Origin of the sequence: Serratia sp. PF-27 (assembly GCF_030053255.1) — a bacterium.
GTDB classification, from domain to species: Bacteria; Pseudomonadota; Gammaproteobacteria; order Enterobacterales; family Enterobacteriaceae; genus Serratia; species Serratia bockelmannii.
The window spans coordinates 305,256-317,408 of record NZ_JASGBT010000015.1 but is presented as its reverse complement, the minus strand read 5'-3'; the positions used below and the strand labels follow the sequence as shown (position 1 = coordinate 317,408).

Annotated in this window: 12 protein-coding genes; 4 read left to right on the top strand and 8 right to left on the bottom strand. The window is 60.0% G+C overall.

Annotated features, from left to right (window positions below; translation table 11 throughout):
- Nucleotides 1–21 precede the first annotated feature (21 nt).
- On the bottom strand, nucleotides 22–453 hold the full coding sequence (locus tag QMZ29_RS06465) for a DcrB-related protein (RefSeq protein ID WP_049207056.1): 432 nt from the start codon (nucleotides 451–453) through the stop codon (nucleotides 22–24).
- A gap of 233 nt (nucleotides 454–686) precedes the next feature.
- Here QMZ29_RS06465 and QMZ29_RS06460 point away from each other — a divergent pair, with 233 nt between their 5' ends.
- Nucleotides 687–1,688, top strand: coding sequence for an alpha/beta fold hydrolase (locus tag QMZ29_RS06460; protein WP_173888950.1), 1,002 nt, complete (start codon nucleotides 687–689; stop codon nucleotides 1,686–1,688).
- A 69-nt stretch (nucleotides 1,689–1,757) separates the two neighbouring features.
- Nucleotides 1,758–2,411 carry a dihydrofolate reductase family protein gene (locus QMZ29_RS06455; protein WP_261425956.1) on the top strand — a complete coding sequence of 218 codons (654 nt, stop codon included), beginning with the start codon at nucleotides 1,758–1,760 and terminating at the stop codon, nucleotides 2,409–2,411.
- Here QMZ29_RS06455 and QMZ29_RS06450 read toward each other — a convergent pair.
- Both QMZ29_RS06450 and QMZ29_RS06445 read right to left on the bottom strand, forming a co-directional pair.
- Nucleotides 2,339–3,124, bottom strand: a complete 786-nt coding sequence (locus tag QMZ29_RS06450; protein ID WP_115117046.1) for a 2-phosphosulfolactate phosphatase — start codon at nucleotides 3,122–3,124, stop codon at nucleotides 2,339–2,341. The two genes, QMZ29_RS06455 and QMZ29_RS06450, sit on opposite strands and share 73 nt — an antisense overlap.
- A 61-nt stretch (nucleotides 3,125–3,185) precedes the next feature.
- Entirely contained in the window at nucleotides 3,186–4,802 is a 1,617-nt protein-coding gene (locus QMZ29_RS06445; RefSeq protein WP_261425950.1) for a serralysin family metalloprotease, read from the bottom strand.
- Between the two features lie 411 nt (nucleotides 4,803–5,213).
- Between QMZ29_RS06445 and QMZ29_RS06440 the strand changes: the two genes are divergently transcribed.
- Nucleotides 5,214–5,567, top strand: coding sequence for a protease inhibitor Inh/omp19 family protein (locus QMZ29_RS06440; protein WP_016927814.1), 354 nt, complete (start codon nucleotides 5,214–5,216; stop codon nucleotides 5,565–5,567).
- 4 nt (nucleotides 5,568–5,571) lie between these two features.
- Here the strand turns inward: QMZ29_RS06440 and QMZ29_RS06435 are convergent, their stop codons facing one another.
- Nucleotides 5,572–6,093 carry a chromate transporter gene (locus tag QMZ29_RS06435; RefSeq protein ID WP_025302761.1) on the bottom strand — a complete coding sequence of 174 codons (522 nt, stop codon included), beginning with the start codon at nucleotides 6,091–6,093 and terminating at the stop codon, nucleotides 5,572–5,574.
- A complete protein-coding gene (locus QMZ29_RS06430) occupies nucleotides 6,090–6,656 on the bottom strand; it encodes a chromate transporter (protein ID WP_043143217.1) in 567 nt (188 codons plus the stop codon). Before QMZ29_RS06430 ends, QMZ29_RS06435 begins: the two co-directional genes overlap by 4 nt.
- A gap of 103 nt (nucleotides 6,657–6,759) precedes the next feature.
- Between QMZ29_RS06430 and QMZ29_RS06425 the strand changes: the two genes are divergently transcribed.
- Complete coding sequence (locus QMZ29_RS06425; protein ID WP_043143219.1) at nucleotides 6,760–7,674, top strand: LysR family transcriptional regulator; 915 nt, start codon at nucleotides 6,760–6,762, stop codon at nucleotides 7,672–7,674.
- Here the strand turns inward: QMZ29_RS06425 and licT are convergent.
- Genes licT through QMZ29_RS06410 form a run of 3 tightly spaced genes read right to left on the bottom strand, consistent with a single transcriptional unit; the run spans nucleotide 7,659 to nucleotide 11,787 of the window.
- Nucleotides 7,659–8,501: a BglG family transcription antiterminator LicT gene (gene licT / locus QMZ29_RS06420; protein ID WP_282994151.1), complete on the bottom strand. Its 843-nt coding sequence runs from the start codon at nucleotides 8,499–8,501 to the stop codon at nucleotides 7,659–7,661. The genes QMZ29_RS06425 and licT overlap by 16 nt on opposite strands.
- Before the next feature lie 20 nt (nucleotides 8,502–8,521).
- Nucleotides 8,522–9,937: a glycoside hydrolase family 1 protein gene (locus QMZ29_RS06415; protein WP_043143223.1), complete on the bottom strand. Its 1,416-nt coding sequence runs from the start codon at nucleotides 9,935–9,937 to the stop codon at nucleotides 8,522–8,524.
- Nucleotides 9,934–11,787, bottom strand: a complete 1,854-nt coding sequence (locus QMZ29_RS06410) for a beta-glucoside-specific PTS transporter subunit IIABC (protein ID WP_261425944.1) — start codon at nucleotides 11,785–11,787, stop codon at nucleotides 9,934–9,936. Before QMZ29_RS06410 ends, QMZ29_RS06415 begins: the two co-directional genes overlap by 4 nt.
- Nucleotides 11,788–12,153 lie beyond the last annotated feature (366 nt).

Sequence of the window (12,153 nt, the reverse complement as noted above, 5' to 3'; positions counted from 1 at the left end):
TTTTACGCAAAGAGTTCATCGTTAGGCCGCCCGGTAGCTGCTCAGCACCTGCTGCAGCAGCGCGTCGTCTTGTGGCGTCAGCTTGCGCGCCATCGCCAGGGTGAACACCAGCACCCGGCCTTCCGCCAGGGCGAACACCGCCTGGTTCTGCCAGATGCGTTTGCCGTCGCGCAGGTAGCTGGCGCGCACCCATTCACCGGCGGCCAGCCCATCGCCCAGCGTCGCCGGCTCGCGGCTTTTGAACGCCCAGCCTTTCAGCCCCTGCGCCAGCGCATCGAGCTGGCGGGTGACGTAGCCTTCCAGGTTCTCCGCCGGCTGCAGCGCATCGCGGGAAATATTGACTGAGGGGGAAACATCATCGCCGGCCAACAGGACGTTGACCGTGCGATCGGCATAGCCTTCCGGCAAAGCGACGCTGCCTTCGCTGAAAGCGCAGCGGGATAAAGCGGACATGCGAGGATCCTTTTGCATAAATAATGCTTAAGCATCGCATAACTTAGCCTTGAAATAAAACCATCAGGCGCCGCCAATGTTGCGCGGCGTGACCGCGTTCACTGTGAAAAAGAGCGTGGCCGGAATCTGGCTGGGAATCAAACCGTCATATTACAGAATTATCTGAAACCACTGGCGCGCCGACGCCCTGATTGTGGCTATACTCGGCTCTCGTCCGTTTTCAGGAGATCAGGATGCTGAGATTCACCCGCAGCGCACTGCTGTGCGCCACGCTGGCCGCGTTCCCCGCCGCCGCCGAAACGCCGAAGTTCGGCCCGGAGCTGCAGGGCTTTCACTACCCCTACCCGTTGCAGCAATTCAGCTTCACCTCACAGGGGCAGACGTTAAAGATGGGCTATATGGACGTGCCGCCGGAAGGCACCGCCAACGGCCGCACCGCGCTGTTGCTGCACGGTAAAAACTTCTGCGCCGCCACCTGGCAGGACACCATCAAGGCACTGAGCAAGGCCGGTTATCGCGTCATCGCGCCGGATCAAATCGGCTTTTGCGCCTCCACCAAGCCGGCGCATTACCAGTACAGCTTCCAGCAGCTGGCGCAAAACACCCACGGCCTGCTGCAGAACCTGAAAATCAGCCGGGCCATCGTCATCGGCCACTCCACCGGCGGCATGCTGGCCACGCGCTACAGCCTGATGTATCCGCAGGCGGTGGAACGGCTGGTGATGGTCAACCCGATCGGCCTCGAGGACTGGAAGGCGAAAGGCGTGCCGTGGCGCAGCGTCGATCAATGGTTCGCGCGCGAGCTGAACACCTCCGCCGAGGGCATCCGCAACTATGAGCAACGCACCTACTACGGCGGCCGCTGGAAGCCGGAGTACGATCGCTGGGTGGATATGCTGGCCGGGCTGAACAACGGGCCGGGCCACCGCCTGGTGGCGTGGAACTCGGCGCTGATCTACGACATGATCTTCACCCAGCCGGTGTATTACGAGTTCAAGGATCTGCAAACGCCCACCACGCTGATGATCGGCACCGCCGACACCACCGCCATCGGCAGCGATATCGCCCCGCCGGCGGTCAAGGCCAGGATCGGGCACTACGCGGAGCTGGGCAAACAGGCGGCGAAGCTGATCCCGCACGCCACGCTGATCGAATTCGCCGGGCTGGGCCATGCGCCGCAAATGGAGGAACCGGAGCGTTTCCATCAGGCGTTGCTCAAGGCGCTGCAACCCTGAGCGGCTGGTTGGCGCGGCCGCCGCACGGCGGCTAAACTTTCAGCTGGCACTCAATTGCAGGAGACAGCCATGCGACAGATTATTGCCAGCGCGTTCGTCAGCCTCGACGGCGTGATGCAGGCGCCCGGCGGGCCGGACGAAGACCGCAGCGGCGGTTTTCGCTTCGGCGGCTGGACCGCACCCTACTGGGATGACGCCGTCGCGGAAACGATGAGCGATCTTTTCTCAGCACCTTTCGATCTGCTGCTCGGGCGGCGCACCTACGATATCTTCGCCGGCTACTGGCCGCACATCACCGACGAGGCCGATCCGTTTTCCGCCGGTATCGCCCGCACGTTCAATCAGGCCACCAAATACGTCGCCACCCACCACGGCGAAACGCTGGCGTGGGAAAACAGCCAGTGGCTGGGGCGGGACATCATCGCCCGGCTGCGCGAGCTGAAGCGCACCCAGGGGCCGGTGCTGCTGGTGCAGGGCAGCAGCACGCTGATGCAACAGCTGCTGGCCAACGATCTGGTGGATGAACTGCGCTTGCTCACCTACCCGGTGCTGCTCGGCGGCGGCAAGCGGCTGTTCGATGACAACGCGGCGCCGGCGGCCTTCACGCTGACCCACTCGGTGGTCTCGCCCGGCGGCGTGATCGTGGCCCACTACCGCCGCGCCGGCGAGGTGACGACCGGTTCTTTCGTAGCGGAAAGCGCGGCGGCGGCCGGGTCAGTGTAAATGAAGTAGTTGTCTTGCAACCGGCTGGCATCCTTCTCGGCGTCAAGTGTCAGACAAAGCTCAACGTCTTTGGCAAAGCCGCGTTCTATCAGCTCCCGGGCAGAACTGCACTCGAACAATATGTTAATTGGTAGCGTTCGATAGCAAGCTGCGGCCGCCAAGGCTTCTGGGGACAGTGTTTTCCCCGAGAACAGAGAGGCTATGCCGCCTGCAACCACCCAGTCCTCTAGCGCCGGACGCAAACTGCCGTCCGGCCACTTCTCGCCCCCAGCAACGATCAATATTTTTTTGTACCCGTTGCAAGCATCCGCCGTCGCCGTCAGATTTCTCAAACAGCCGGCGTACACCACGGCTCCTGACTCACGAGCCTTAAACGCCAGTGCAGAGCCATTAGGTGATGGCAGCACTAATTTTGTGCCCGGATTCAACGCGGCCAGTGAAGCAGGTGAAAGAGAGTAGCCTTCTCCGGCGAAGCGTCGGTTGGCATTGGCAACTACCGCCCCGAATGTTTCGGCATACTGCTGTACCCTGTCATCTTTCCATGGATAAGGGTAAACCACCGCACCTCGAGATAATGCAACGCTCACACAGGTTGCGAAAGACATCACATCGACGATAACGACGCAATCCACATCCTGCGCCATCAATTCAACCGCCTGAATTCCCCATTCAAGACGAACATCGAATCTTGATTGTGAAAAAAAACCGCTCATGATCACGCTCCCAAAAAAGGGCCGTCAGGCCCTTGTATAATGAGACGATTTGCTCAGTTTATCAGGCAAACAAGATATCGCTCTGCTCCACCTGCCCGACCACGTGGATCTTGAAGTCGGCGGCATAGCTGTTGCTCTGGGTGTTCATCAGCAGATCGGTGGTGCCGTTGAAAGCGTCGAAGTTGAGCTGGATCTCGCCTTTCTGGCCGCTGAAGGCGTTGCCGCTGTCGATAAAGCGCAGCTCACTCAGGCTGTTGTTGAAGCGCAGGCCGGAGAGATCGATCTTGTCGATGCCGTGCTCGAAGTCTTCAATCACGTCGAACGCCGCCACCGTGGACTCTCTGGCGTTGAGATAGACGAAATAGTCGGTGAAGTTATTGGCGTCTTTGCCGCCCCACAGATGATCCGCCCCCAGGCCGCCGTACAGGATATCGGAGCCGGCGTTGCCCGCCAGCAGGTTGTCCTGATCGTTGCCGATGATCACATCGCGCCCGCTGCCGCCGATGGCGTTCTCGATGATCGCCCCGCGCGCGATGGCGACGTTCTGCGTGCCGCCGCCGACGCTGGAGAACGCGCCGTCGTTCAGATTGATCATCTGCTGCTGGCTGTAGCCAGAGAAGTCCAGCGTGTCGTTGCCGCCGGCGTCCCACACCGCGAAGTTGACCGGTTTGCCGTTGTCCGCCGTGGCGGTCAGGAAATCGCGCCCGGTGTTGGAGTTGAAGCCGTACACCGTGTCGCCGGTGCGGGTGCTCATGTTGGCGCCGTACAATTTTTGGATCGCGGCGATGTCATCCACCATCGGGCCATAGCCATAGACCCCTTTGGTGTCGGCGCCGGTGTAACCGGCGTTGAAATAGCTCATGATCGAGTATTGCAACGAATCCTGATAATAGGCGGCATCGTTCTGGTAGCTCGGGTTGCCCAGCGACGCGTCATAAGATCCCGGGTGCGCCAGCCCCAGGGCATGCCCCAGCTCGTGGGTGAAGGTCTGGCTGCTGAAGTCACCGCTAACCGGCGCCTGATGGGTGGCAAAGTTCTTGTTGAACCACACCGTGCCCGCAAAGGCGTTATCGCTGCCCGATTTGGAACTCGGCGGGTAATAGGCGTACGCGTTGATGGCATTCGGGCCGCTGCCGGCGGCGGTGCTGCCGTCGGCGCGCTGGGTGAAGTAAGCGAAGGTGATGTCCGCGCGGTGGTTGATATCGGTGGACGCCGCCTCGGTAAAGGTCACGTTCGCCACGTCGGCCCACGCCTGCATCGATTTCAGCGCCTGAGCCTGTGCCGCCTGAGTCAGAGGCTGCAGCCCCTTGTCACCGTCGCCGGTCTGGCCGATGCGGTTCAGCGCGCTCTGCGTCAGGAAGGAATAGGTCAGTGCGGCCGACTGGTGATACACCTGATCACCGTTGTGCGTCAGGCCCGGCCGCGTCAACTGATCGGCGGCGCGATCGAAGCTGAAGTTATCGCGGATTTTACCCAGGTTGTTGATGGCTGCCCCGCCGCGCTGGTTGCTGTACAGGTTGGCGTTGTCCAGCGTGAACAGCGCACCGTAGCCCAATCCGTCATAAATGCTGCCGGGCTGGTGATAGTAAAACTGATAGTTATGATCGTTGGGAGATGTGGCGGCCAGGCTGGTGAACTCATCGTCATCTTGCAAAATGTCGTTGTGGCGACTGCGCATTGTATTCTCCTTTTACACAATAGGAACCCACTCGCTTTGTAAGACTATTCATCAGTCGTTCTAATCTAAGCCAAGGCTTAGGAATGACCAGTATAGTGACTCACCCCGGCGGCGCGAGCCCGCCCGGCCTGGCTTCACCGTGCCGGGCATTGAGATGAAGATAAGCGTAACAATTTGTATTCTCACTATATTAATGAGAAAAATGAGCGCATTAACAGGTTAATTATTCGTCTTTTTGCGTATTTTATCACCGATCAGATCAGAATAATCGAGGATTAAAAAACCTAATCCTTCCCTCATCATCAAGATAGGTACGTGCTAAAGTGTGAACGGACAGCCGAAAGGAGTGACCCGATGCCAACCCATTTCCTTATGCGCGCCTTGCGCCGCGCCAGCCTGACAGGAGTCGTTATGAGCATATTGTGCAGCAGTGCCCTGGGCAGTTCACTGCCGTTGCTGGAACCCGCCGCGCTGAAGGGCGACTGGCAGCTCGCCGCCATCGGCGACGGTAAAACCGTCTGCGAGGTGCAGCTGAGCGACGAAGCGGTGGCCAACACCAACGCTTTCCGTTTCAGCGCCTCCGCCCAATGCCTGCAGCCGCTGGCGCTGCACGCGCTGCCGGTCGCCTGGCGGCCGACGCCGGACGGCATGACGCTGACCGACGCCGAAGGGAGCATGGTGGCGTTTCTGGCCCTGACCGCGCCGAAGCGCTATGAGCTGATCGACCGCAACGGCCCTTCGCGCTTTGTACTGATCCCGCGCTAACCCTTCAGGCGAACAGTAACCCGAGCAGCGCGCCGCCCGCCAGCACCCACAGCGGATGGAGGCGCTTGCTCATGCTCAACCCCGTCGCCAGCGCCACGATTGCCGCCAGCCGCCAGCTGGGCGCGGAAGCCTCGGCGATCAAGATACCGCTGGCCGCCACCAACCCCACGGTCAGCGGCACCAGTCCGGCCTGCACGATGCGGCGCCACGGGCGATCCTTAAAGCGCCGCCAGGCGCCCATCACCAATAGCGTAACGATGGAAGACGGCCCGAACTTGGCGATCGAAGACACTAACAGCCCCGCCCAGCCGGCGACGTGCCAGCCGACCAGCGGCACGATCATCATGTTCGGCCCCGGCGCGGCCTGCGCCATGGCGAACAGCGCGCTGAACTCCTGGGCGCTCATCCACTGATGCACCTCAACCACCTGCCGCTGCATTTCCGGCAGAATGGTCATGCCGCCGCCGAACGCCAATAAAGAAAGCTCGGTGAAGATCAGCGCCAACGCAATCAACACCCCGCTCATGACGGCCACCGCCACATCAGCAGAATGCTCAGCGGCGCCAGCACCAGCATGGTCGGCAACAGCGGCAGGCGCAGCCAGGCGATGGCGATCAGCGCCAGCGCGACGATCGTCAGAGCCGGCCATTTACCGCGCAGCGGCAGCAGCATCTTGATCCCGGTCGACAGCAGCAGCCCGGCGGCGGCGGCGGCCAGCCCGGCGAACACATGCTGCACATGCGGATCGTTTTGAAAGCGGGCGTACACCACGCCCAGCCCCACCACGATCGCCGTCGGCGCGCTGATGAGGCCCAGCAAGGCGCACAGCGCGCCGCGCAGCCCGCGAAACTCCATGCCCACCGCCACCGACAGGTTGATCACATTGCCGCCGGGCAGGAACTGGCACAGACCGAGCAGCTCGGTAAACTGTTCGCCGCTCAGCCAGCGCCGGCGCTCCACCAGCATACTGCGCGCCATCGGCAGCACACCGCCGAAGCCGATCAGCCCCAGCCACAGAAAGCCCAAAAACAGCTCCGCATTACCCGGCGCTGCCGCCGGGTGCGGTTTTAACGTATTGATATCTGACATGACATTGCCGTTCCACATCGCTTGTTTTGATGTCTGGTATCATGCGCGCCGCCGTGCCATGATGTCTAATGCATTCCGGAGAAACTAACAATACCTTTGAGGTATGGCTATGATCGAACTGCGTCGCCTGCGGGCATTCGTCACCGTGGTGGAAGAAGGCAACATCACCCGCGCCGCCGAGCGGCTGTTTATCCAACAGCCGCCGCTGACCCGCCTGCTGCAGGGGCTGGAAGACGAACTGGGCGTAACCTTGTTACAGCGCCTGCCGCGCGGCGTGCGCGTCACCGAAGCGGGGGGCGTGCTGTTTGAAGAGGCCCGTGCCCTGCTGGCGCGCGCCGAACGCCTGCGCGAAGCGGTACAGCGCGCCGCCCGTGGCGAGCAGGGCCACATCGCCATCGGTTTTACCAGCTCCGCCGCGCTGCATCCGTTCGTGCCCAACCTGCTGCGCCGCTACCGCGACATCCTGCCGGGTATCACCACCCAGTTGGAAGAAGCCGGCAGCGGCGAACTGATGGAGGCGTTGCTGGAACAGCGCCTCGACGCCGCCTTCGTGCGTTCGCCGGCCAACGGCATTCCCGGCCTGAGCGTCGAGCCGGTGCTCAGCGAGCCGATGATCGTCGCCCTGCCGCTGGGCCACCGGCTGGCGCAAGAAACGCAGCAGCCGCTGCCGCTGGCCGAACTGGCCCACGAGGCGTTTATTCTCTATCGCCGCCCGGCCGGCCAGGGGCTGTACGACGCCATCCTGGCCGCCTGCCACCGCGCCGGCTTCAGCCCGCGCATCGTGCAGGAAGCGCCACGCCTGCCGGCCACCCTCAGCCTGGTCGGCGCCGGGCTGGGGTTGTCAATCGTGCCCGGCTCGATGCGGCGGCTGGGCGGCGACGGCATTGTCTACCGCACCCTCGCCGAAGAAGCGCAGCTCAGCGCCCCGCTTTACCTGGCGCTGCGCCATAGCCCGGCCTCACCGATCGTCGAGCGCTTTCGCGAACTGGTCGCCGAGGCGGTTCAGGCCTCGGGCTGATCGGTGATGCGCGTCAGGTGGATCATCAAATACAGCAGCTCATCGTTCGACATCTCCATTTGCAGCAGATTCTTCACGTAATCGCGGATCAATAGCGCGCCACGATAGGCATGCGGGTACTCGGCCGTCATCTGGGCAAACAGAAAATCGGCCTTCGAGGTCATCTGTTTGCCGTCGAGCATGCGCTGGATAAAGAACTGCATATGCACTAAAAAGCGCGCGTAGTTCAGCGAATCGGTGTCGATATTGAGGCGAAAGTGGTATTTGATGATATTGAAAACATCTTTCAGCATCTTCACCGCCAGCAACGTGTGCTCCATGTTTTGCACTTCGGTCTGGCCGTTGACCAGATGAAAGGCGATATTGCCCGCTTCCTCTTCAGGCAGATGGATATTCAGCCGCTGGTTAATGTAGGCCAAGGCTTGCAGCCCCACCGCAAACTCTCGCGGGTAGAAACGCTTCACCTCGAACAGCAGGCGGTTTTGGATGATGATACCCTTGTGATGACGTTCGATAGCAAAACTGACGTGATCCACCAGCGTAAAGAAAATCTGTTCATTAATGTTGCCGTTCAGTTGGCGGTTGGCCTCACTGAGGATCATCTGCACAATTTCGATGTGCTCCGTCGGGGCAGTTTCAATCAGCCGCAGGTAATCCCGCCCCTTTTGCCCCTCCTGCACCACATACACTTTCTCAATGGCGGCCGAGTTGATCTCGTCTCCGGTTTTGCTGTTAAAACCAATTCCCTTGCCCATGACGATAACCTCACGGTTATCGTCGTCCGCGGTTAACACCAGACTGTTGTTGAGCACCTTAATGACTTTCATCGTCTCGGCCGTCACCTTGCTTATTTGCCCAACCGGCCATTGGCGGCGATAAGCTGCCGATACCAGTCAAAACTGCGTTTTTTGATGCGCCGCAGATCCTTAAGATCCCGTTCTCCGCGGTTCACGTAGATAAATCCATAGCGCTTGGCGTAACCCTGATGCGTACTGACGACGTCAATCGCCGCCCACGGGCAGTAACCGAGCAGCTCGACGCCATCGTTGATCGCCAACCGCATCTGTTCGACATGCTGCCGCATGAATTCAATGCGATAGTCGTCGTCGATGGTCTCATCCGCCCGCAATTCATCCGGCGCGCCAATGCCGTTCTCCGTGATGAGTATCGGCAGGTGATAGCGTTCGAAGGTCTTGCGCAGCGTTAAGCGCAGGCCAACCGGATCGATCACCCATCCGTAGCGCGTCTTGCCGACAAACGGGTTTTCCGCCGCACGATACACACCCGGTTCGCCGAGCATAATTTGCTGATCGCCGGCGCGTGCGCTCACGTCTGAACCGTCGCCGCGGCTGGCGGCGATCGTGGCGGTGGAATAGTAATTGATCGCCACATAATCCGGTCGTGCCGCCAACAGCAGCGCCGCGTCCTCCGGCTCCCTGTCCGGCGACCACCCCCGATCCTCAAGGTAACGCCAGGCCAGGGCGTTGTAGCGGCCATGCACCGCCACATCGAGAAAACTCCAACAGCGCAACGTCTCCCAGTTATGAGCGGCAATGGCATCCAGCGGATTGCAGGTCTCCTGATACATCGAGGTGGTATTGATCGCCGGGCCAATTTTCCCGCCGGGACAGCGCTGATGGCATAATGCCATGACTTTGGCCTGAGCGACCAACATATGATGACTCTGCTGATACAGCGTCCGTTTGTCAGGCAACGCACCGCCTTTGGGCGTGCCGATAGCGCCGGGGTGCAGGATCATGGTGTTCTGTTCATTGATGGTGAGCCAATACTTCACCCGATCGCCGAAGGCGTCGAACAGCACGCCGGCGTAAGTGACAAAAGCCTCGATGGTGGCGCGATTGGACCAGCCGCCCTGCTGCTCCAGCACATAAGGCAGATCGAAATGATACAGCGTCACCACCGGCTCGATGCCGTGCGCCAGCAATTCGTCGATCAACTGCCGGTAAAACGCCAGCCCCGGCGCATTGACTTCGCCGACGCCATCGGGCAACACGCGCGTCCACGCAACCGAAAACCGGTAGGCCTTTAACCCCAGTTCAGCGAACAGCTTCACATCCTCGCGAAAGCGATGATAGTGATCGCTAGCCACCGTAAAATCCGCCGTGCCTGCGGGATGTTCGAGCATATCGACGATCGACGGGCTTTTGCCGTCTTCATTCCATGCGCCCTCCACCTGATAGGCGGAAGTCGACGCGCCCCAGAGAAACTCGGCGGGAAAATCGTGCAAGCGTTGATAAATCATGCCGGCTCCTTATTGGTCTTCAGCACCATAATCGTCTCACCGGCATGAACGCCATGCGGCTTAGGTAACACCTGAACCTGAAACGCTTCGCTGTTGACGATCAATACCGGCGTCGTCAGATCGAAGCCCAATGCGGCGATCGCGCCGATGTCAAAACGCACCAGCTCGTCGCCGACCTTCACGCGGTCGCCGACCTGCAGTCCGGAGTCAAAGTGTTGGCCACCCAGGTTTACCGTATCGATGCCGATATGCAGCAACAGCTCCGCACCGTTGTCCCCCTTGATGCCGACCGCATGTTTTGACGGCAGGAAAGTCACGATCTCGCCGTCCAGCGGCGCACGCAGCACCCCTTCCGACGGTATGATCGCCATGCCCTGGCCCAACAAGCCCAGTGAGAAGACGTCATCGTTGACCTGATCCAACGTCACGGCTTTGCCAGTCAGCGGGCTGAAAACCGGCGATACCTCGTCGGCCGCCACCTGAGTCACTTCGTTCGCCTCCTCGACCGGATCGTCGAAGCCAAGGATCCAGGTCAGGGCAAAGGTCACGACGATGGCAATGGCGCAAGTGATCAGCGCATGCACGATATTCATCGGGTTCTCACCGATAAACGCCGGCAAAGCAGCCAGGCCAGGAGAAACGAAGGCATAGCGCACCAACCCGCTCAACCCGGCGTAAATGCCGGCGCAGCCACCGCCGATCATCGCTGCGATCAACGGCTTGCGCAGTTTCAGCGTCACCCCGTACAGCGAGGGTTCAGTGATCCCCAACAACGCGGTAAAACCGGCGGAGGACGCCAACTGGCGCAAATTCGTGTTCTTGGTGCGGAATGCCACACATAGCGTCGCCGCACCTTGCGCAATATTGGACGCCAACATGCCCGGCCCGTTAATCATCTCAAAACCATTCTTGGTCAATTGGCCGGTGGCGATCGGTGTCATCGCCCAGGCGGTGCCGGTGATCACCAAAAATGGCTGCAGCCCGCCCATCAACATAGGAATCAGCCAGCTAGCCCTACCATCGACGATCGCCGCACCGGCGGCCACCATGTCATTGAGGAAAATGCCGAACGGCCCGACCACCACCAATGCCAGCGGCGCGGTGACCAGCAGCACAATCATCGGTTTGGTGAAGAACTTGATCATCGTCGGCGAAACTTTCTCGGCAAACCGCTCGATATAGGACATCAGCCACACGGTAAAAATGATCGGCAACACCGAGCCGGCATAATCCGCCAGCCGCACCGGCATGCCGAGAAAATCAATCGCGGTGCCTGCCGCCAGCATCTGAGCCAGATTAGGGTGCAGCAACGCGCCGGCGAGGGTCATCGCCAGGATGGGATTGCACTCGAATTTTATCGCGGCACCGTAAGCCAACAGTACCGGCAGGAAGAAAAACGCCGCATCGGCGACGGTATCCAGCAATCGATAGGTCGTGCCGGCGGGATCTATCGCCCCGGCCAGCTTGAGGATCGCCAGCAGCGCCTTGATCATCCCCGCGCCGGTAATGGCCGGGATCACCGGGGTAAAGGTCGTGGAAATCACGCTGATAATCCGTGACACCACGCCACCTTTCGGCTGCTGCTTTTGAGCGCCGGTTTGCGGCTGGCCAATCTCCTTTTGCAGCACGCGGAACGTTTGCTGCACGTTATTGCCGACCACGATCTGAAACTGGCCGCCGCGCACCACCACGCTGATAACGCCCGGCAGGGCTTCGATCGCCTTCGAATCCACTTTAGCGTCGTCGTTGAATTCCATACGCAAACGGGTCGCGCAGTGCGTCAGCTTGCTGACGTTGCCTTTACCGCCGACCCGCGCCAATATTTCTAAGCCAAGTTTCTGATAGTCCATTGTTTTCCCCGGTAAAATGCAAAAAAAAGACCAAAATGGAAATGCGCCTCGTCACAAGGAGAAGTGCATTCCTATTTTGGTCTTGCCTGCTTTAGCAGTAACACGCCGCAATAAAAATGGTGTGCGGTCTTCTCGACCGCGCTAAAAGTATCACCATACTCGCGAATACTCGGCAATAGCCATACGTCAGCGTTGTGAAAGGCGTCACGATTTAGCGTAAATGCACTGCAATGTCGCCGCTGCACGCTTTTTGCGCACACCCATAGCGCAATCGGAAGGAAATAACCCAAAATAATGCGCTTTATTGTCACTTTGTTTATTTAATTACAGGGAAAGATTAATTCAGATCCATGACTATTCAACTTC

What these genes read in the sequence shown, in the direction of transcription:
- QMZ29_RS06465 (WP_049207056.1), bottom strand. Translation starts at nt 453, where the DNA reads ATGTCCGCTTTATCCCGCTGCGCTTTCAGCGAAGGCAGCGTCGCTTTG.
- QMZ29_RS06460 (WP_173888950.1), top strand. Translation starts at nt 687, where the DNA reads ATGCTGAGATTCACCCGCAGCGCACTGCTGTGCGCCACGCTGGCCGCG.
- QMZ29_RS06455 (WP_261425956.1), top strand. Translation starts at nt 1,758, where the DNA reads ATGCGACAGATTATTGCCAGCGCGTTCGTCAGCCTCGACGGCGTGATG.
- QMZ29_RS06450 (WP_115117046.1), bottom strand. Translation starts at nt 3,124, where the DNA reads ATGAGCGGTTTTTTTTCACAATCAAGATTCGATGTTCGTCTTGAATGG.
- QMZ29_RS06445 (WP_261425950.1), bottom strand. Translation starts at nt 4,802, where the DNA reads ATGCGCAGTCGCCACAACGACATTTTGCAAGATGACGATGAGTTCACC.
- QMZ29_RS06440 (WP_016927814.1), top strand. Translation starts at nt 5,214, where the DNA reads ATGAGCATATTGTGCAGCAGTGCCCTGGGCAGTTCACTGCCGTTGCTG.
- QMZ29_RS06435 (WP_025302761.1), bottom strand. Translation starts at nt 6,093, where the DNA reads ATGAGCGGGGTGTTGATTGCGTTGGCGCTGATCTTCACCGAGCTTTCT.
- QMZ29_RS06430 (WP_043143217.1), bottom strand. Translation starts at nt 6,656, where the DNA reads ATGTCAGATATCAATACGTTAAAACCGCACCCGGCGGCAGCGCCGGGT.
- QMZ29_RS06425 (WP_043143219.1), top strand. Translation starts at nt 6,760, where the DNA reads ATGGCTATGATCGAACTGCGTCGCCTGCGGGCATTCGTCACCGTGGTG.
- licT (WP_282994151.1), bottom strand. Translation starts at nt 8,501, where the DNA reads ATGAAAGTCATTAAGGTGCTCAACAACAGTCTGGTGTTAACCGCGGAC.
- QMZ29_RS06415 (WP_043143223.1), bottom strand. Translation starts at nt 9,937, where the DNA reads ATGATTTATCAACGCTTGCACGATTTTCCCGCCGAGTTTCTCTGGGGC.
- QMZ29_RS06410 (WP_261425944.1), bottom strand. Translation starts at nt 11,787, where the DNA reads ATGGACTATCAGAAACTTGGCTTAGAAATATTGGCGCGGGTCGGCGGT.